Origin of the sequence: Mesorhizobium sp. M0243, assembly GCF_040321775.1 — a bacterium.
In the GTDB taxonomy this organism is placed as follows: Bacteria; Pseudomonadota; Alphaproteobacteria; order Rhizobiales; family Rhizobiaceae; genus Mesorhizobium.
On sequence record NZ_JAMYSF010000007.1, the window covers coordinates 138,408 to 156,280 of the forward strand.

Genomic DNA, 17,873 nt, shown 5'->3' on the forward strand with positions numbered 1-17,873 from the left:
GCCTAGAGCATCGCCGGGTCAAGCGCCGGCTGGTCCTTGCGCCGGGCGACGATCGCCTCGAAATCGGCGGTCTGGAAGGCATCGCGCAAGGCGTCGAAGGACGGCAGCACGAAATAGGCGCGCTGGAACTTGTCGATCTCGTAGCCGGTGCGCATCACCGTTTCCAGGTCGAAGGGCACGTGGTGGGCGTCCTTGCCTTCGACCGCGAACTGCAGCTCGGTAAACGACGACATCAGGCCGGCGCCAAAGGCCTTTAGCAGCTGGCCGGCCTCCTGCATCAGGCCATATTCGGCCGTGTACCAGTAGAGCCGGGAAATCATCTCGTCGCCACCCAGCGCGATGATGTCGCCGGCCTTCTCGCCATACATCTGCATGAAATCGGCGAACACCGGTTGCGACAGCGCCGGCACGTGGCCGAAGAAATCATGGAACATGTCGGGCTCGACAATGTAGTCGAGCTCCTGCCTGGTCCGCAGCCAGTTGGTGACCGGGAAGCGGCGATCGGCGAGATGATCGAAAAACGGGGCCGCGGGAATGAGCCCCGGCACCGCGACGATCTGCCAACCGGTCAGTTTGCGCAGCTTGGCGCTGACCTCGTCGAAATCGGGAATACGGTCGAGCAGGCCGAGTTTTTCGACGCCGTCGAGATAGGAATGGTGGGCGAGCTTGCGCGTCAACTTGGTCTGGCGGTCGCACAGCGTGCGCCACACCGCCTGCTCTTCTTCGCTGTAATCGTAACCCTGCGACACGGTGAAATCGGCACGGCAGACCGAATAGTCACCGCGCAATCCTTGCGCCGCGCAGTCGCGGGCGTATTCGGCAACGCTCATCGTCGTCATGGTTTTCTCCTCGCAAATCATGAATGGCAGACGTGCCGAAAGGCTACCCGGATTTGCCGAGGGAAATCGGTTTTGATGATAGCTCGAACGGAATATTCGAGATAATATCCACTCACAAAACCCTTTCTCGGAGTGAAAATGCCTCAGTTCGACGATTTCGAGATCAAGATGCTCGATGTCCTGCAGCGCGACGGGCGCAAGCCGGTTTCCGAACTGGCGCAAGAGATCGGCCTGTCGACGACGCCGTGCGCGCGGCGTTTCGAGGCGCTGCAGGATGCCGGCATCATCAAGGGTTTTGCCGCGGTGATCAGCCGCCGCGCGGTCGGCCTGATGGTCGAGGTGTTCATCCAGGTGCGCCTGGTGAGCCACAGCGACGGCTCGCCCGAAAGCTTCATCGCCGCCGTGCAGCGCATGGACGAGGTGTCGTCGTGCTGGACGATGACCGGCGACCATGATTTCCTGCTGCATGTCATGGTGCCGTCGGTCGACGAGCTCAACGCCTTCGTCATGCATCGGCTGATGCGGCTCGACGGCGTGCGCGACGTCCACACCCAGCTCGTGCTGCAGAACATCAAGGGACCCGGCCACGTGCCGCTCGCCCACCTCCGGCGGTGACAATGCCTGCCTTCGCACTCCTTGGGGAAAAACTGCACGCAAACTGCTGAAACGGGCCAAGCGCGTGTCCACATCGCCGGCCAGCTTGCGCGGACCAAATGCCCAAGAGGTCCGCCATGAAAATCGTCCTGATCAATCCGCCGCACACCGCCATCGGCAGCCGCGTGCCCGACGATCATTTGCCGCCGCTCGGCCTGCTGGCGATCGGCGGGCCGCTGATCGATGCCGGGCACGAAGTACGGCTCGTCGACGCCGAGTTCGGGCCGATGCCGCTCGATGACGTCGTGCGCAACGCACTGGAGGACCACCCCGACTTCGTCCTGATCGGCCATTCCGGCTCGACCTCGGCGCATCCGACCGCCTTGCTGATCGCTGAGCAGATCAAGCAGCGGGAGCCGGCGACCATCATCATCTATGGCGGCGTTTTCCCCACCTATCATTGGCGCGACATCCTGTCCGCAACGGATACATTCGACTTCATCGTGCGCGGCGAGGGCGAAGCGACCGTCGTGGCGCTGGTCGAGGCGCTGGAAATGCGCCAGCCACCGGCGAGCGTGGCCGGCATCGCCTATCGCGACGATCTCAGCCGTCCCGTCGCCACGCAACCGGCCATGACCATTGCCGACCTCGACGCCTACCGCGTCGGCTGGGAGCTGATTGAGCACTCGCGGTACAGTTACTGGGGCGGCAAGCGGGCCGTGGTCATGCAGTTTTCGCGCGGCTGTCCGCATCTGTGCAACTATTGCGGCCAGCGCGGCTTCTGGACCCGATGGCGGCATCGCGACCCAGTGAAGTTCGCCAGGGAGATCGCCTGGCTGCACCGCGAGCACGGCGTCGAGCTGATCAATCTCGCCGACGAGAATCCGACGGTCTCGAAGAAGGCCTGGCGCGCCTTCCTCGACGCCCTGATCGCCGAGAACGTGCCGGTGCTGATCGTCGGTTCGACCCGCGCCGACGACATCGTGCGCGATGCCGACATCCTGCATCTCTACCGCAAGGCCGGTGTCATCCGCTGGCTGCTCGGCATGGAAAACACCGACGAGCAGACGCTGCAATTGATCCGCAAGGGCGGCAGCATCTCATCCGACCGCGAGGCGATAAGGCTGCTGCGCCTCAACGGCATCCTGTCTATGGCGACCTGGGTGGCCGGCTTCGAGGACGAAGGGTTTCGCGACCTGTGGCGCGGCTTCCGGCAGCTCATCGCCTACGACCCGGACCAGATCCAGGCACTGTATGTGACGCCGCATCGCTGGACGCCGTTCTTCCGCATCGCGCGGGATCGCAAGGTGATCCAGCAGGACGCGCGCCTGTGGGACTACAAGCACCAGGTGCTGCAGATGACGCGGCTGAAACCGTGGATGCTGTTCTTCAGCGTCAAGCTGATCGAGCTGGCTGTGCAGTCGCGGCCGAAGGCGCTGGCGCGCATCCTGTTCCACAAGGATCCCGAGCAGCGCCATTCGATGCGCTGGTACACGCAAATGGGCCGCCGCGTCTGGTTCCGCGAGGTCTGGGGCTTTCTGGTCCGCGACATCAGGGTGAAAGACGGCCCGACGCTGGCCGAATTCTGGGGCGCGCCGCAGGACGCCGAAGAGGAATCGATGTCCGTTCGACGCCCGGCCAGAAAGCCTGCCATTCCCATCATCGGCAATATTGAAGATTCCGAGGCGAAAAAGTTAGCCGGCTGACGAGCCCCTCAGGGCACGATCAGCGTGCCGGCACCATGCTCGGTGAACAGTTCCAGCAGCACCGCATGCGGCGTCTTGCCGTTGAGGATGACGACGCCTTCGACGCCGCGTTCGATCGCTTCGATGCAGGTCTCGACCTTGGGGATCATGCCGCCCGAGACCGTGCCGTCCTTGATCAGCGCCTTGGCCTCGGCCACGGTCAGTTCGTCGATCAGCTTCTTGTTCTTGTCGAGCACACCCGGCACGTCGGTGAGGAACAGCAGGCGCGTCGCCTGGCAGGCGCCGGCAATGGCGCCGGCGAAGGTGTCGGCATTGATGTTGTAGGTGTGGCCGTCGCGTCCTGGCGCCACCGGCGCCAGCACCGGAATCATCTCGGAGCGTGCCAGAAGATCGAGCAAGGTGCGGTCGACCTCGACCGGCTCGCCGACGAAGCCGAGATCGAGCACGCGCTCGATGTTGGAGTCCGGGTCGATCATGGTCTTGCGGGCCTTTTCGGCGAACACCATGTTGCCGTCCTTGCCGCACAGGCCGATCGCCCATTCGCCCTCGGCGTTGATCAGCGCGACGATCTCCTTGTTGATCGAACCGGCCAGCACCATTTCGACGATCTCGACCGTCTTCTGGTCGGTGACGCGCAGGCCGCCCTCGAACTTCGATTCGATGCCCATCTTGGCCAGCATGGCGCCGATCTGCGGGCCGCCGCCGTGGACGACGATCGGGTTGACGCCGGACTGCTTGAGCAGCGCGATGTCGCGCGCGAAGGCCTTGCCGAGCTCGATGTCGCCCATGGCATGGCCGCCATATTTCACCACGACCGTCTTGTGCTCGTAGCGCTGCATGTAGGGCAGCGCCCGTGACAACAGGGCTGCCTGCATTTCGGCGGTGGCGGTTACTTCCGTCATCGGCTTGGCTCCCGGCTTTTTATTTTAAGCATGTCGCTGTCCCAAAACCGCTGGACACTTCTGGGCGACATGCATCAGGTAAGGACGGCGGCGTCTTAGCGGGAATTGGCGTCGCCCGCAAATGGCTTTGCTGTCATATTCGAGCGCTTCACGACCTCGTCATCGTGTCGGCACCATCAGCGGCGCCCTGCGGTCCAGCCAACCCGAGATCTTCTCCATCTGCGCGGCGAGCGACAAAAGCGTCTCCTCGTCGCCCGGACGGCCGACCGCCTGGACGCCGAGCGGCAGGCCGGCGTCGGTGACATGGACCGGCAGCGCGATCGACGGCTGGCCGCTGACATTCTGGATCGCCGGCCAATGGGTGAACCAGAGGCTCTTGTCCATCAGTTGTCCGAAGAACGGCTTCAGCTTCAGCAAAGGCGTCAGATGAAGCTTGTCGAGCAGGTTCTCGATGAGTTCGTCGGCGCCTTTCGGATCCATGGCGCCGCAGGCGAGCGGCGGGTGGGCAATGACCGGCATCAGCACGGCGTCGTACTGCACGGTCTCCGAAATCAGGCGTCGCGAGGCGGCATGCAGACGCTGCAGGTCGGCATAGGTCTCGCCGGCCGACACCAGTTCGCCGAAGCGGGCGAGCACGCGCGTCGCCCGCTCGATGTCGCCGGTAACGGAGCGCCCGACACGCAGCGCTTCGGCGCGCATTGTGCCGGCAACGGCGGAGGCAACCGTCCTGCAGAAATCGGCGAAGAAATCGCGGCCGATAAAAGGCAGGTCGATCTCCTCGACCGTGTGGCCGCCCTCGCGGGCAAGCGCTACCGCCGTGTCGAGCGCCTTGAGCGTCTCGTCCGAGATCGGCAGGCCAAGCGGGGATTTGCGGTACACGGCTAGGCTGAGCTTGCCGGGATCGCGCGCGGCAGCGGCCGCGAACGTGCCCTTCGGCGGCGGCGCGGCATAGGGCGACAGAGGATCGGGCCCGTGGGTGAGGTCGAGCAGCAGCGCGCAATCGCGCACCGAACGGGTGAGCGCATGGTCGACGACCATGCCGTACCAGCTTTCGCTCACCAGGGGCGTCAGCGGGGTGCGGCCGCGCGACGTCTTCAGACCGACAAGCCCGGTGCAGGCGGCGGGCACGCGGATCGAGCCGCCGCCATCGGAGGCATGCGCCACCGGCACGACGCCGGCTGCGACCAAGGCTGCCGAACCGCCCGAAGAGCCGCCGCTGGTATGGCCGGTGTTCCACGGATTGCGGGTGATGCCAAAGGCCCTGGATTCGGTCATCAATCGAAGCCCGTGCTCCGGCGATGTCGAGGTGACGATCGGAATAAGCCCGGCGGCGAGATAGCGGTCGGTCAGCACCGAATTGACATCGGCCAGCCATGCCGGAATGCGGCTGCCGCCATGCGTCGGCACGCCCTTGATGGCGATGCCGAGATCCTTGATGGCGAAGGGAACACCGGCCAGCGGCAGCGAGCGGTCGATGGTCTTGGCGCGGGCCCGGGCGGCATCGTAGAGCGGTTCGGCCGTGGCATTGATGTCGGGACGGGTGGCCTCGGCGCGGGCAATCGCGGTGTCCGTCAGCTCGACGGCCGAAACGTCGCCCTTGCGGACCAGATTGGCGAGGCCCGTGGCATCTTCTTCCCAAAGAATCCGTTCGACCGACATGCGCGCTCCCCATCACTGAGGGCAAGCTAGCCAGTGGCGATTCCATTGGCAATCGGTGGACGGATCCGGGCTGGCGACACACAAAAGCTTAGGCGTGCACAAGATTATTTCCGCCGTTGCAAATACATCGCAATCGCCTAACTTGCCTGCAATGACGCCGCAGGACATCACCAAGCTGATCGTTCGGACTTCGATGAAGGATCGGGCCGCGTTCGATCTGCTTTACCGGCAGACCAGCGCGAAACTTTTTGGCGTCTGCCTTCGTGTATTGAACGACCGGGGAGATGCGGAAGAAGCGCTACAGGAAGTCTTCGTCAAGATATGGACGAAGGCGGATCGTTTTGCGGTCTCCGATCTAAGCCCGATCTCCTGGCTGGTGGCAATCGCGCGCAACCATGCGATCGATCGCATACGAGCGCGACGCAAGCCCGCCGCCGACATCGATGCCGCGCTCGACGTGGCCGATCCGGCGCCGGGGCCTGAAGCGATGGCGGTGGCGGGCGACGAATCCGAACGTATCCACCATTGTCTCCATGAGTTGGAGAAGGACCGGGCAGCCGCCGTCCGGGGCGCCTATCTCAAGGGCGAGAGCTATGCCGAACTGGCGGAGCGTCATGGCGTGCCGCTGAACACGATGCGGACATGGCTGCGCCGCAGCCTGTTGAAACTCAGAGAATGTCTGGAAAGATGACGCTGGCAGAAGACACAGGACCGGAACGTGGAGGCGACGACCTGCTCGCCGCCGAATACGTTCTCGGCGTGCTCGATGCCGACGAACGCCAGATCGTCTCCCGCCGTATCGATGCGGATACCGTTTTTGCTCGTCTTGTCGAGAGTTGGGAGGTCAGTCTCTCACCGCTTGCCGCCGCCTATCCGGAAGTCGAGCCGCCGGTTTCGGTGAAGACCGCTGTCGACCGCCGCCTGTTCGCCAACGCTGCCGCCGTGACCACGCCCGCCGAATCGCGCGGCGGCCTGTGGTCCAGCCTGGCCTTCTGGCGCGGCCTTGCCGCGGCCGCGGCTGCGGCACTGGCGATTTACATCGCCGTGCCAGTCCTCAACCCCCCGGTCGAGCAGCCGCAGGCGCGCCTCGTCGCTTCGCTGGCCGCCGAAGGCAGCGACGTCAGATATCTTGCCGTCTACGACGCCGCGCATCACGAAGTCGGGCTGTCGCATGTCTCCGGTGAGCGCGCTTCCGGCAAGGACTTCGAGCTGTGGATGATCGAGGGCAAGAACCCGCCGGTCTCGATGGGCGTCATTCCGGCCGGTGCTACGGCGCACATTGTCGTCTCGCCGGCGGCCCAGCAGAAGCTTGCCCAGGGCGCGGTGCTTGCCGTCAGCCTCGAGCCGGCAGGCGGTTCGCCGACCGGCCAGCCGACCGGACCGGTGGTCGCCGCCGGCGACCTGAAGAGCATCTAACCGGCTCCGCGCGCCTGAAAAATCACAAAAGACTATCATAAGTCTATCCCTCACTGAACATGCCCATAGACAGCATGTCGGCCGCGACCGGTTGCTTGGGAAATCCGCCGGGCGCGTCAGATAAAATAAAAAATCACGATATTTCTGAAACTCGGACGATTTTGTTCCGTATCTCCTCGCGTCCCCAAAGATGGGAAGAGAAAACCCGAGGAGTTCGACATCATGCGTAGATACGCCACCCTTTTGCTCGCCGGTACGATCGCCGTTACGGCCCTTGCCACCGCCGCCTATGCCGAAAACCCGATGGTTGGCGGCGCCGCGATGTTTGCCGACAAGAACATCGTCGAGAACGCCGTGAACTCGAAGGATCACACCACGCTGGTCGCCGCCGTGAAGGCCGCCGGCCTTGTCGAGACGCTGCAGGGCGCCGGTCCGTTCACCGTGTTCGCTCCGACCAACGAGGCCTTCGCAGCCCTTCCGGCCGGGACGGTCGAGACGCTGCTCAAGCCTGAAAACAAGGACAAGCTCACCAAGATCCTGACCTGCCATGTCATCGGTGCCAAGGCGATGGGGGCGGACGTGGCCGCGATGGCCAAGGCTGACGGCGGCACCCACAAGGTCAAGACGGCCGGCGGCTGCGAGCTGTCGCTCAAGGCTGACGGCGGCAAGGTCACCGTCACAGACGAGAACGGCAATGTCGCCAATGTGACGATCGCCGATGTCGAACAGTCCAATGGCGTCATCCACGTCATCGACAAGGTTCTCTTGCCGAAGATGTAACAAGGGGCTTGCTGCCGGCGAACTGGCAGCAAGGGCCCTCCGTCGATTGCACGATCCCGCTCCGTGATCCGCAATTGACCCGCGCATTCCGCGCCTCCCACATTCGGATGTGGGCGGGTGCGGAGTGTTCGTTCGAGGGGGCTACCGTCACCGGCTTTTGATTTCCGCGCGGCGGTATAGTTTGGCAAAAGGACATCAGGAGGAACTGGTCATGAACCGTCGCGACTTTCTTTTGAGCGGTGCCGCCGCCATCGGCGTCGTCGGGATCGCGGCAACGATGCTGCGCATGGGCGATCCGCAGGCAGCACAGGCCGCCGAAAAATTCGAAGTCACCAAGACCGACGCCGAGTGGAAAGCCATCCTGTCGCCTGCCGCCTTCAACGTGCTGCGCAAGGAAGGCACGGAGTATCCCGGCACCAGCCCGCTGCTCAACGAACACCGCAAGGGCATCTTCGCCTGTGCCGGCTGCGACCTGCCGCTCTATTCGTCGGAGACGAAATTCGATTCCGGCACCGGCTGGCCGAGCTTCTGGCAAGAGATCCCCAAGGCTATCGGCACGACCGTGGACCGCTCGCTCGGCATGACGCGCACCGAGGCGCATTGCCGCCGCTGCGGCGGCCATCTCGGCCACGTCTTCGACGACGGTCCGGCGCCGACCGGCCTGCGCCACTGCATCAACGGCGTCGCGCTGACCTTCAAGCCCGCCACAGCCTGACAAATTCCAACTGGATATGAAAAACTCCGGGCTTGCGGGCCCGGAGTTTTTTGCGCGGTCAGAGCTTTTTCAGGCGTGGACTGGAGGAGCTTCCCGAAACAGCTGCCCACGTATCAGTGGCCGCCGCCGCCACCTCCGCCCGCCGCGGCCGGCTTGCGGATCAGCATGGTGAACATGCCAAGCGTCGCAAACAGCACCGTCAGCATGAAGAACACATCCATGAAGGACAGCAGCGCCGCCTGCTGCTGGACCATGCCAGACAGCTTGGAGATCGCGGCACTTGTCGCGTCGAGGCCGGGGGTTTGCTCGAAATTGAGCGTCATGTTCTGCAGCTTGGTCTGCGCGGCTTCACTGCCCCATTGCACATGTTCGGAGAGCCTTGCGTAGTGGAAGGCATTGCGGTCGATCAGCACGGTATTGATCAGGGCGAGGCCAACCGCACCGCCAAGGTTGCGGGTGAGGTTGAACAGGCCTGAAGCGTTCTTCAGCCGCTCGGGCGGCAAGGTGCCGAGCGCGATGTTGTTGATCGGCACCATGCACAGCATCATCGAACAGCCGCGCAGGATTTGCGGGATGAGCAGCTCATAGAAATCCCAGTCGGCGGTCAGATGCGTCATCCACCAGGTGCCGGTGGCGAAGCCGAAGAAGCCGATCATCATCATCAGCCGCGGGTCCATCTTGTTCGACAGGATGCCCGAGATCGGCGCGGTGAAGAACATGGCCAGGCCGCTGACGAACAGTGCCTCGCCGATCATCATCGAATCGTAGCCACGGATGCGCCCGAGATACACCGGGTAGAGATAGGTCAGGCCGTAAAGGCCGATGCCTATGACGAAGGAGAACAGCGAGCCGAAGGCGAAGTTGATGTTGGTGAAGGCCTTCAGGTCGACGATCGGCTCCTCGGCGGTGAACGCCCGCCAGAAGAACAGCACCGCGCCGATGGTCATGACAATGGCGCAGATGAAGACGCCCTGATCCTGCATCCAGTCATTGTTGGGACCCTCCTCGAGCACATATTCCATGCAGCCCAGGAGAGCCGCCATGCCGGCGAGGCCCCACCAGTCGAACTTGCTGAACAGCTTGAGGTTGGGTTTGTCGAAGTCGATCAGCGTCCAGGCCGCCGCTGTGACCAGGATGCCGGGCACGACATTGACCAGGAACAGCCAGTGCCAGGACATGGCATGGCTGATGTAGCCGCCGACAGTCGGGCCGATGGTCGGCGCCAACGTCGCCACCAGGCCGATCATCGGCGAGACGAAGGCGCGGCGCGAGGGCGGGAAGATGGTGAAGGCAGCGGCGAAGACGCTCGGGATCATGCCGCCGCCGATGAAGCCCTGGACGGCGCGGTAGACAATCATCTGGTCGATGTTGGTGGCGGTCGCCGCCAGCGCACTGGCCGCGGTGAAGCCCGCCGCCGAGATCGTGAACAGCACGCGCGTCGACAGCATCCGGCTGAGGAAGCCCGACAGCGGGATCATCACCACTTCGGCGATCAGATAGGCGGTCTGCACCCACGGGATTTCGTCGGAGCTGGCGCTCAGGCCGGCCTGGATTTCCGACAGAGAGGCGGAGACAATCTGGATGTCGAGGATGGCCATGAACATGCCGAACACCATCGCCAGGAAGGCGATGACGCGCCGCGTCGAAATGGTGTCAGGCACAGCCGGCCTCGCCGGCGGCGCTCCTGCTGTCAGGGTTGCGGTTGCCATGGCATTGCTCCCCGGCGGCCGCTCAGTTCGACGCTGCCGCTGATGCCGAACCAGATGGGGCGGTACGGCTGTCGACGGCGACGACGACGCTCAGGCCGGCGCGCAGCTTGCCGCTCTTCAGCGCATCGGCGGGCACATCGATGCGGACCGGAACGCGCTGCACGACCTTGGTGAAGTTGCCGGTGGCGTTTTCGGGCGGCAGCAGCGAGAACACGGCACCCGAAGCCGGCGCCAGCGACGAGACGGTTCCCTCGAAGTCCTGGCCGTCGGTCGCATCGACCGAGATCTTGACCTTCTCGCCGGGCACCAGCCGGGCAAGCTGCGTCTCCTTGAAGTTGGCGACGATGTAGAGCTTGTCCATCGGCACGATGACGGCGAGCTTCTGGCCGGGGCTGACAAGGTCGCCCTGTTCGACCGAGCGGTTGCCGACGATGCCGTCATAAGGCGCCTTGAGCACGGTGAAGGAAAGATCGCGCAGCGCCTTGTCATGGCTGAGCTGCAGGGACGCCAGCGTGCTCGCCGATTCCGCGCGTTGCGCCTGCAGCACGCCGATATTGGCCTGCGCGGCGGCGATCTGTGCGTCGGCGCCGACAAGGGCGGCATCGGCCTGCTGGACCGCCGTTTGGGCGTCGTCCAGCTGCGCCTGCGTGCCGACATGCGTCTTGAGCAGCTGCAAGGCGCGCGCCGCGACCTTGGCTGCATTGTCGGCCGCGGCCTGGTCGGCGACCTTCTGCGCCTGCGCCTGCTGCAGCGAGGCGCGGGCCGCGTCGGTCTGGGCGTCGATACGGTCGAGCGTCTTGCTCAAGGTGGCGATCTGCGCCTCGGCCTGGGCGACGGCAATCTTGTAATCGCCGTCATCGACGACCAGCAGCGGATCGCCGGCCTTGACCGACTGGTTCTCGCTGACCTTGACCTGATCGACATAGCCGGAAATCTTGGGCGAGATGAACGCCATGTCCGCCTGGACATAGGCGTCGTCCGTCGAGATCATGAAGCGGCCCGTTGTCCAGTAATCGTAACCGTACCAGGCGCCGGCGCCGAGCAAGGCAACGCCGATGATCGGCAGCAGAAAGGAACGCACCGAGCGCTTCTTCTTGGCCGGGGCCTCTGCCGGCGGCGACGAGACGGGCTGGACAGGCATATCCGGTGCTTCCGTCGCCGGCGCAACCTTGGCGTTGGGGAAGGGACGGACTTCGGCTGTGGTCGGCGCGTTCGAGGACATGACATCTCTCTAAAGTTATAATATGATACTGAACCGTTCGGTTCGATCCGGCCGTTGACATAGCGCGTAAAGAGGACCATATCAAGGGCAATCGAACCGCTTGGTTCGAATTATTTTCGAGGTGTGACTTTCATGGCCGAGACCCCGCCCAATGTCGAAAACGAGTCGTGCGACGACCTGTTGGAAAGCTTGCGCCGTGGCCGCCCGGCCGCGGGGCAGGATCCGGTCAAGCGCAGCCAGATCATCGATGGCGCCCGTCGTGTCTTCATCGACAAGGGCTTCGAAGCCGCCTCGATGAACGACATCACCCGCGAGGCCGGTGTCTCCAAGGGTACGATCTACGTTTACTTCGCCAACAAGGAGGAGCTGTTCGAGGCGCTGATCGAGGAAGAGCGCGGCACCATCTTCAAGAACATGTATGACGTGCTGGACAACGCCGACAACCTGCGCGAGACGCTGGTGAAGTTCGGCAAGGTGCTGGCCCTCAAGATCACGTCGGCCAAGGTCATCCAGGCACAGCGCACGGTGATCGGGGCATCCGACCGGATACCCGACATGGGCGCGCGTTTTTACGAGCGCGGTCCCAAGCGTGGCCACGACAAGGTCGCGGCCTTTCTCAATGCCGCCATCGAGCGCGACCTGCTGCGCATCGACGATGTCGATCTTGCCGCCTATCAGTTCACCGAACTGTGCCTGGCCGGTCTGTTCCGCCAGTGCATCTTCGCCTACCGCACGAAAGCCCCGACCCAGGACGAGATCGATCACATCGTCAGGTCAGGCGTCAGCATGTTCCTCAGGGCATACGGCACCGAAAGGCTTGTGGCGGAAGAAGGCCATCAGACGATTGCTATCGAGGCCAAGCCTTAACCCAGTTCTAAGGTGTGTTGAGATTCAGGTCAGGCCGAGCCGAAAACGGTGGCTTTCGAGAACCGGAGCGGAGCGGACATTCGGGTCCGTGAGCACCGGAAGCGCAGAAAGCCGTCGTTTGCAGGCCGGCATCACCTGAATATCGACATAGCTTAGCCGCCATTGGCGGCAAGCACGATGGCCGCCTGCAATTCCTGAAGGCCCTCGGCTTTTTCCGAAGACGTCGCCAGCACGAACGGGAACGCCGCCGGCCGCTTCTTGATCTTTGCCAGCGTCTCCTCGATCAGCCTCGGCACGCCGGCAGTCTTGATCTTGTCGGTCTTGGTCAGGACGATCTGGTAGGACACCGCCGCCTTGTCGAGCAGCGACAGCACTTCATCGTCCTTGGCCTTGATGCCGTGGCGGGCGTCGATCAGCACATAGACACGCTTCAGCGTGACGCGGCCCTTGAGATAGTCGAAGACCAGCTTGGTCCACTCGTCGACCTTTTCCTTCGGCGCGGTGGCATAGCCATAGCCGGGCATGTCGACCAGCGCCAAGGGCGGCAGGTCGGCGCCCTCACCCGAAAATCCGTCCGGCACGAAATAGTTGAGTTCCTGCGTGCGCCCCGGCGTGTTGGAAGTGCGCGCCAGCCCCTTCTGGTTGACAAGTGCGTTGATCAGCGACGACTTGCCGACATTCGAGCGGCCGGCAAAGGCGATTTCCGGCGGCCCTTCCGGCGGCAGGAACTTCATGGCCGGAACGCCGCGAATGAAGATCCATCCTCGCGTAAACAGTTCGGTGCCGATTGTGCTGCTGTTCAGAGCGTTCAAGCTGCTGCCTCCAGAAGAGAAATATTGGCACCCCGGATAGCATCGAGGTTGCGGCTGACCTTGTCCACCGGCCAGTCCCACCACGCCACCGCCAGCAGCCGCCTGATTGTCCGGTCGTCGAAACGCATCTTTACCACCTTGGCCGCGTTGCCGGCGACGATCGCATAGGGCGGCACGTCATGTGTCACCACCGATTTCGCGGCAACGATGGCGCCGTGGCCGATTTCCACCCCGGGCAAGATCACCGCCTCCATGCCGATCCAGACGTCGCTGCCGACAATGGTGTCGCCGCGCACTTCCCTAGACCAGGTCGCCGGGTCAAAACCCTTTTCCCAGCCATGGCCGAAAATATTGAACGGATAGGTCGAAAAGCCGGACATAGCGTGGTTGGCGCCGTTCATGATGAAGCGCGCGCCCTCGGCGATGGCGCAGAACCTGCCGATGATCAGCTTGTCGCCAATGAACGGATAATGGTGCAGGACGCATTTTTCGGCGAATTTGTCCGGACCGTCGGGGTCGTCATAATAGGTGAAGTCGCCGACCTCGATGTTCGGCGCGTTCACCAGCCCCTTGAGGAAGCCGACGCGGGTATGCATCGGGATCGGGTGCTTGATGTCTGGGTTGGGTCCGTCCATGTCGAAATCCGTCAGAGAAATGGCCGCCAGGCGCATCCGAAACTCGAATGCGCCCGTTCAAAATAGCGTGATCCGCCCTATAGCACCAATCGGGCGACGAGCGAGCTTTCCTTGACGGTCTTGCTCATTTGCTGCCGCGGCAGATCACGATCGGATCGGACAGCGCGCTGTCGAAACCGCTGCCCTGATAGACGGTGACGTTCGCCGCGCCGGGCGGCAGCATGAAGCTGCCTTCGACGATTTTCTGGTCTCCGGTCGGCATGTGGAGAGCCCAGCTATAGGTGCAAAACTGAGGCGGCGCCTGGGGTTCGACGTGGCTGCAGTTCAATTGCGCGCCACCCAGCATGGCGGCGCCACCGCAGCTGACGGCGTCCTTTGCGAACGCAATGCCCGGCCATCCCGCGATGGCCGATACGGTCAATATCTTCAGCCACTTCATCGTCTCATCCCTGCGCGGCAACAGCCTGCTACCGGAGCCTTTTTGTGGCGTCGCAGCCCATGCGTCATTTTTTCCAGGCGGGCTTAGTCCGTCTTGCGCACCGCGTCCAGCGGGATTATGTGCATGATGATAATAAGCATGCTCACTAAAAGTCGCGCCGAAAAACTCCAGTGCCTCCCATGCCATCGTCACCCAACATCAGCTTCGTGCTGCACGATGTCGCGCGCCTGCTTCGAAAGCGGTTCGAGCAGAGGTCGCGGGCATCGGGGCTGACCAGCGCCCAGTGGCAGGTGCTGGCCTATCTCTGCCTGCATGAAGGCATCCACCAGAGCAAACTGGCCGATCTTATCGAGATCACGCCGATCACGCTCGCCCGGCTGCTCGACAGGATGGAGGCACGCAGCTTCATCGAGCGCCGGCCCAATCCCGCCGACCGCCTGGCATGGCTGCTTTACCTGAAGCCGCAAGCCCATCCGCTTATCGAAATCATGCGCAGCAATGGGCAGGAGACGCGTGACGAGGCCTTCGTCGGCCTTTCCGCGGATGCGCAACTGCATCTGCTGCAAACCCTATCCTCATCAAATCCAATCTGCTCGCGGCTTGCGCCCAGCCTGCCGCCGACCGGGAGAAAACACATGGCTGAATCAACCTCACCAAAGAAGCCTGTCGAAGAAGATGGATCCGCCGCCGACCGGGCGCGCGATCAGGTCATCCGACTGGACAGCGAACGCGAGCAAAGGCGAGCCGGCACCCTCATCGGCAATGACGAGCTCGAAGCACCGGTCGCCCTGGAGCCGGCGGCGCTCGAGGCTCCGTCCAAGGAGCCACGCCAGGCCGGGGTTGCGGTGGCGCCTCCGGCGACGGTCAAGCCCAGGCGCAGCCTGACGCGGCCGATCCTGTTTGCCCTGCTTCCGGTCGCCCTGGTCGTCGGCGGCTACTACTACGTCATCGGCGGCCAGGTCATGACAACGGACAATGCCTACATCCAGGCGCAATCGCTCGGCGTGTCCACCGATGTCTCCGGCACCGTGCTCGAGATCGACGTGCACGAGAACGAGGCGGTGAAGAAGGACCAGGTGCTTTTCCGGTTGCGGCCGGCCTCTTTCGAAACCGCCCTTGCCGCGGCCGAGGCGCAGCTCGGGACTGTGCGCAACCAGGTGCTGACCTTGCAGGCGAGCTACCAGCAATCGCAGGCGCTGATCGAGCAGGCGCAGGCCGACATCCCTTATTACGAGGCGGCTTTCCAGCGCCAGCAGGATCTGCTCAAGACCTCCACCTCCTCCAAGGCGACCTTCGACAGCGCCCAGCACGACCTCGTTGCCGCTCGCCAGAAAGTGTCCGTCGCCGAGGCGCAGGCACAGGCGACGCTTGCCCAGCTTGGCGGCGACGCCAGCCAGCCTGTCGAGAAGAACCCGTTCTATCTTCAGGCCCAGTCCGCCGTGGACGACGCCCAGCGCAATCTCGCCGATTCCGTCGTCAAGGCGCCGTTCGACGGCATCGTCACCAATGTTGACGCGCTTCAGGTCGGCAAGTACCTGCCGGCTTCGCAGCCGGCGTTCAGCCTGATTTCGGCAACCGATTTGTGGATCGCGGCGGAGCCGAAGGAAACCGAACTGACCTATGTGCGGCCGGGACAGACGGCGACGATCAGCGTCGACAGCTATCCGGGAGCCGTCTGGCACGGTACGGTCGCCTCGATCAGCCCGGCGTCGTCGTCGAGCTTCTCCTTGCTTCCGGCGCAGAACACCACGGGCAACTGGGTCAAGGTCGTACAACGCATTCCGATGCGCGTGACGTTGGACGATCTCCAGGGCAAGCCGCCGTTGCGTGGCGGGATGAGCGTCGTGGTCGGCATCGATACCGGCCATGCGCGCGGCCTGCCGGACTTCGTGACGGACCTCCTCGGCCGGTTCGGACAAAAGTCATGACCGGCGCGTCCGCGACAGGTGGCGTGGTCGCCAATCGCGGCGCCATCACCGCCTGCGTGATCCTGGCCGTGATCATGCAGGCGCTGGACACGACCATCGCCAATGTGGCGCTGCCCTATATCCAGGGCAGCGTTTCGGCGAGCGCCGACCAGATAAACTGGGTGCTGACGTCCTACATCGTGGCGGCCGCCGTCATGACTCCGCCTTCAGGCTACCTTGCCAATCGTTTCGGCCGCAAGCGCATCCTGCTGATATCCATCACCGGCTTCGTCGTCGCGTCGGTGCTGTGCGGCTTCGCGCAGTCGCTGCCGCAGATCGTCGGCTTCCGCCTGCTGCAAGGCCTGTTCGGTGCCGCCCTGGTGCCGCTGGCGCAGAGCATCCTGCTCGACATCTACAGCGTCGAGGAGCGCGGCTCGGCGATGGCGCTGTTCGGCGTTTCGGTGATGGTCGGGCCGGTGCTCGGGCCGGTCATCGGCGGCTGGCTGACCGAGAATGTCAGCTGGCGCTGGGTGTTCTACATCAACGTCCCGATCGGCGCCCTGGCCTTCGCCGGCGTGTCGATGTTCGTCCAGGAAACCAAGACGGACCTCAAGGCGAGGCTGGACTGGCTGGGCTTCGGCATGCTCAGCGTCACCATCGCATCGCTGCAGATGTTTCTCGATCGCGGCGAGCAGCTCAACTGGTTCTCGTCGTCCGAAATCATCGTCGAGGCACTGATCTGCGCGTCGGCCTTCTACATCTTCCTCGTCCACACCTTCACCGCGAAAAACACCTTCGTGAACCCCCGGCTGTTCCTCGACAGGAATTTCGCCGTCGGCATGGTCTTCATCTTCATCATCGGCATTACCTATCTGGCCTCGCTGGCCCTGATGACGCCCTATCTGCAGACGCTGATGGGCTATCCGGTGGTGACGGCCGGCATCGTCATGGGGCCGCGCGGGCTTGGGACCATGGCTTGCATGTTCCTGGTCGGCAGGCTGATCGGCAAGGTGGACACGCGCTGGCTGCTGCTGACCGGCCTGCTGGTCACCGCCTGGGCGATGTACGACATGACCGGCTGGACGCCTGATGTTTCGCAGTGGACGATCATCAGCACCGGCTTCATCCAGGGAGCGGGGCTCGGCTTCCTGTTCGTGCCGCTGACCACCATCACCTTCGCCACACTGGCGCCGGAGCGGCGCGCGGAAGGCACAGGTCTTTACAATCTGTCGCGCAACATCGGCTCCAGCGTCGGCATCTCGGTGGTCACCGCGCTGTTGACGCAGAACGTGCAGATCAACCACGCCAACATCGCCACCTATGTGACGCCCTACAACCAGGCGTTCGGCAATCCGCGATCTTCCAGGCGATGAACCCTTACAGCGCCGCCGGCCGTGCCGCGCTCGACGGCGTGGTGACGCTGCAGGCGACCATCATCAGCTACATGAACGACTTCAAGCTGATGATGATCCTGTCGCTTGCCGCCATTCCGCTGGTTCTGTTGCTGCGCAAGCCGGCGACTCCGGCCAAGATCGACCACAGCGCCGTGATGGAGTGATGACGGTCGAGGCTCATCCGGCTGGACAAGTAACAGTCAAAAAGAAACCGGGGTCCTGTGAGGGACTACAGGACCCCGGCCGATGCCGATACGACTTCCAGGAAACATGGCAC

Annotated in this window: 16 protein-coding genes and 2 pseudogenes; 10 read left to right on the top strand and 8 right to left on the bottom strand. The window is 63.5% G+C overall.

All coding sequences use genetic code 11. The features are described from left to right. Window positions 1-2: 2 nt before the first annotated feature. Window positions 3-839, bottom strand: a complete 837-nt coding sequence (gene phhA, locus NKJ11_RS11845) for a phenylalanine 4-monooxygenase (protein ID WP_352793375.1) — start codon at window positions 837-839, stop codon at window positions 3-5. 138 nt (window positions 840-977) lie between these two features. On the opposite strand from phhA, the gene NKJ11_RS11850 reads away from it, so the two are divergent. Next, window positions 978-1,454: an Lrp/AsnC family transcriptional regulator gene (locus NKJ11_RS11850; protein ID WP_023810775.1), complete on the top strand. Its 477-nt coding sequence runs from the start codon at window positions 978-980 to the stop codon at window positions 1,452-1,454. Between the two features lie 116 nt (window positions 1,455-1,570). After that, the gene (bchE, locus tag NKJ11_RS11855; RefSeq protein WP_352751942.1) at window positions 1,571-3,139 is read left to right on the top strand and encodes a magnesium-protoporphyrin IX monomethyl ester anaerobic oxidative cyclase; all 1,569 of its coding nucleotides are present in this window, start codon (window positions 1,571-1,573) and stop codon (window positions 3,137-3,139) included. An 8-nt stretch (window positions 3,140-3,147) separates the two neighbouring features. Here bchE and argB read toward each other — a convergent pair whose 3' ends face one another. Both argB and NKJ11_RS11865 read right to left on the bottom strand, forming a co-directional pair. Beyond that, window positions 3,148-4,041, bottom strand: a complete 894-nt coding sequence (argB, locus tag NKJ11_RS11860) for an acetylglutamate kinase (protein WP_128304177.1) — start codon at window positions 4,039-4,041, stop codon at window positions 3,148-3,150. A gap of 159 nt (window positions 4,042-4,200) precedes the next feature. Beyond that, window positions 4,201-5,700: an amidase gene (locus NKJ11_RS11865; protein WP_352793376.1), complete on the bottom strand. Its 1,500-nt coding sequence runs from the start codon at window positions 5,698-5,700 to the stop codon at window positions 4,201-4,203. Between the two features lie 151 nt (window positions 5,701-5,851). On the opposite strand from NKJ11_RS11865, the gene NKJ11_RS11870 reads away from it, so the two are divergent. From NKJ11_RS11870 to msrB, 4 genes are all read left to right on the top strand, one after another. Then, complete coding sequence (locus NKJ11_RS11870; RefSeq protein WP_352793438.1) at window positions 5,852-6,391, top strand: sigma-70 family RNA polymerase sigma factor; 540 nt, start codon at window positions 5,852-5,854, stop codon at window positions 6,389-6,391. Continuing rightward, window positions 6,388-7,116, top strand: coding sequence for an anti-sigma factor (locus NKJ11_RS11875; protein ID WP_352793440.1), 729 nt, complete (start codon window positions 6,388-6,390; stop codon window positions 7,114-7,116). The genes NKJ11_RS11870 and NKJ11_RS11875 overlap by 4 nt, the downstream gene beginning before the upstream one ends. Before the next feature lie 222 nt (window positions 7,117-7,338). Next, entirely contained in the window at window positions 7,339-7,896 is a 558-nt protein-coding gene (locus tag NKJ11_RS11880; protein ID WP_352793377.1) for a fasciclin domain-containing protein, read from the top strand. Window positions 7,897-8,107: 211 nt separating this feature from the next. Further along, entirely contained in the window at window positions 8,108-8,611 is a 504-nt protein-coding gene (gene msrB / locus NKJ11_RS11885; RefSeq protein WP_352553164.1) for a peptide-methionine (R)-S-oxide reductase MsrB, read from the top strand. A gap of 113 nt (window positions 8,612-8,724) precedes the next feature. On the opposite strand, the gene NKJ11_RS11890 is transcribed toward msrB, so the two are convergent. Both NKJ11_RS11890 and NKJ11_RS11895 read right to left on the bottom strand, forming a co-directional pair. Beyond that, on the bottom strand, window positions 8,725-10,320 hold the full coding sequence (locus tag NKJ11_RS11890; RefSeq protein ID WP_023810781.1) for a DHA2 family efflux MFS transporter permease subunit: 1,596 nt from the start codon (window positions 10,318-10,320) through the stop codon (window positions 8,725-8,727). A gap of 22 nt (window positions 10,321-10,342) precedes the next feature. Further along, window positions 10,343-11,542: an HlyD family secretion protein gene (locus tag NKJ11_RS11895; protein ID WP_352553168.1), complete on the bottom strand. Its 1,200-nt coding sequence runs from the start codon at window positions 11,540-11,542 to the stop codon at window positions 10,343-10,345. 132 nt (window positions 11,543-11,674) lie between these two features. Here NKJ11_RS11895 and NKJ11_RS11900 point away from each other — a divergent pair, with 132 nt between their 5' ends. After that, on the top strand, window positions 11,675-12,409 hold the full coding sequence (locus NKJ11_RS11900) for a TetR/AcrR family transcriptional regulator (protein ID WP_023810783.1): 735 nt from the start codon (window positions 11,675-11,677) through the stop codon (window positions 12,407-12,409). A 152-nt stretch (window positions 12,410-12,561) separates the two neighbouring features. Here the strand turns inward: NKJ11_RS11900 and yihA are convergent, their stop codons facing one another. From yihA to NKJ11_RS11915, 3 genes are all read right to left on the bottom strand, one after another. Beyond that, entirely contained in the window at window positions 12,562-13,221 is a 660-nt protein-coding gene (gene yihA / locus NKJ11_RS11905; RefSeq protein ID WP_032909086.1) for a ribosome biogenesis GTP-binding protein YihA/YsxC, read from the bottom strand. After that, complete coding sequence (locus NKJ11_RS11910) at window positions 13,218-13,856, bottom strand: CatB-related O-acetyltransferase (protein WP_023810785.1); 639 nt, start codon at window positions 13,854-13,856, stop codon at window positions 13,218-13,220. Before NKJ11_RS11910 ends, yihA begins: the two co-directional genes overlap by 4 nt. Window positions 13,857-13,980: 124 nt before the next feature. Next, window positions 13,981-14,295, bottom strand: a complete 315-nt coding sequence (locus tag NKJ11_RS11915) for a hypothetical protein (RefSeq protein ID WP_023810786.1) — start codon at window positions 14,293-14,295, stop codon at window positions 13,981-13,983. Window positions 14,296-14,474: 179 nt separating this feature from the next. Here NKJ11_RS11915 and NKJ11_RS11920 point away from each other — a divergent pair. The 3 genes and pseudogenes from NKJ11_RS11920 to NKJ11_RS11930 all read left to right on the top strand — a co-directional run. Then, window positions 14,475-14,672: pseudogene (locus NKJ11_RS11920) on the top strand (MarR family winged helix-turn-helix transcriptional regulator); the annotation flags it as partial. Between the two features lie 258 nt (window positions 14,673-14,930). Beyond that, entirely contained in the window at window positions 14,931-16,223 is a 1,293-nt protein-coding gene (locus NKJ11_RS11925; RefSeq protein WP_352793441.1) for an HlyD family secretion protein, read from the top strand. Continuing rightward, window positions 16,220-17,760, top strand: a pseudogene (locus NKJ11_RS11930) (DHA2 family efflux MFS transporter permease subunit). The gene NKJ11_RS11925 and the pseudogene NKJ11_RS11930 overlap by 4 nt, the downstream one beginning before the upstream one ends. Window positions 17,761-17,873: the final 113 nt, after the last annotated feature.

Excerpts from the sequence above, each read along its gene's own strand:
- phhA (WP_352793375.1), bottom strand. The coding sequence starts at position 839 with ATGACGACGATGAGCGTTGCCGAATACGCCCGCGACTGCGCGGCGCAA.
- NKJ11_RS11850 (WP_023810775.1), top strand. The coding sequence starts at position 978 with ATGCCTCAGTTCGACGATTTCGAGATCAAGATGCTCGATGTCCTGCAG.
- bchE (WP_352751942.1), top strand. The coding sequence starts at position 1,571 with ATGAAAATCGTCCTGATCAATCCGCCGCACACCGCCATCGGCAGCCGC.
- argB (WP_128304177.1), bottom strand. The coding sequence starts at position 4,041 with ATGACGGAAGTAACCGCCACCGCCGAAATGCAGGCAGCCCTGTTGTCA.
- NKJ11_RS11865 (WP_352793376.1), bottom strand. The coding sequence starts at position 5,700 with ATGTCGGTCGAACGGATTCTTTGGGAAGAAGATGCCACGGGCCTCGCC.
- NKJ11_RS11870 (WP_352793438.1), top strand. The coding sequence starts at position 5,852 with ATGACGCCGCAGGACATCACCAAGCTGATCGTTCGGACTTCGATGAAG.
- NKJ11_RS11875 (WP_352793440.1), top strand. The coding sequence starts at position 6,388 with ATGACGCTGGCAGAAGACACAGGACCGGAACGTGGAGGCGACGACCTG.
- NKJ11_RS11880 (WP_352793377.1), top strand. The coding sequence starts at position 7,339 with ATGCGTAGATACGCCACCCTTTTGCTCGCCGGTACGATCGCCGTTACG.
- msrB (WP_352553164.1), top strand. The coding sequence starts at position 8,108 with ATGAACCGTCGCGACTTTCTTTTGAGCGGTGCCGCCGCCATCGGCGTC.
- NKJ11_RS11890 (WP_023810781.1), bottom strand. The coding sequence starts at position 10,320 with ATGGCAACCGCAACCCTGACAGCAGGAGCGCCGCCGGCGAGGCCGGCT.
- NKJ11_RS11895 (WP_352553168.1), bottom strand. The coding sequence starts at position 11,542 with ATGTCCTCGAACGCGCCGACCACAGCCGAAGTCCGTCCCTTCCCCAAC.
- NKJ11_RS11900 (WP_023810783.1), top strand. The coding sequence starts at position 11,675 with ATGGCCGAGACCCCGCCCAATGTCGAAAACGAGTCGTGCGACGACCTG.
- NKJ11_RS11910 (WP_023810785.1), bottom strand. The coding sequence starts at position 13,856 with ATGGACGGACCCAACCCAGACATCAAGCACCCGATCCCGATGCATACC.
- NKJ11_RS11915 (WP_023810786.1), bottom strand. The coding sequence starts at position 14,295 with ATGAAGTGGCTGAAGATATTGACCGTATCGGCCATCGCGGGATGGCCG.
- NKJ11_RS11925 (WP_352793441.1), top strand. The coding sequence starts at position 14,931 with ATGGCTGAATCAACCTCACCAAAGAAGCCTGTCGAAGAAGATGGATCC.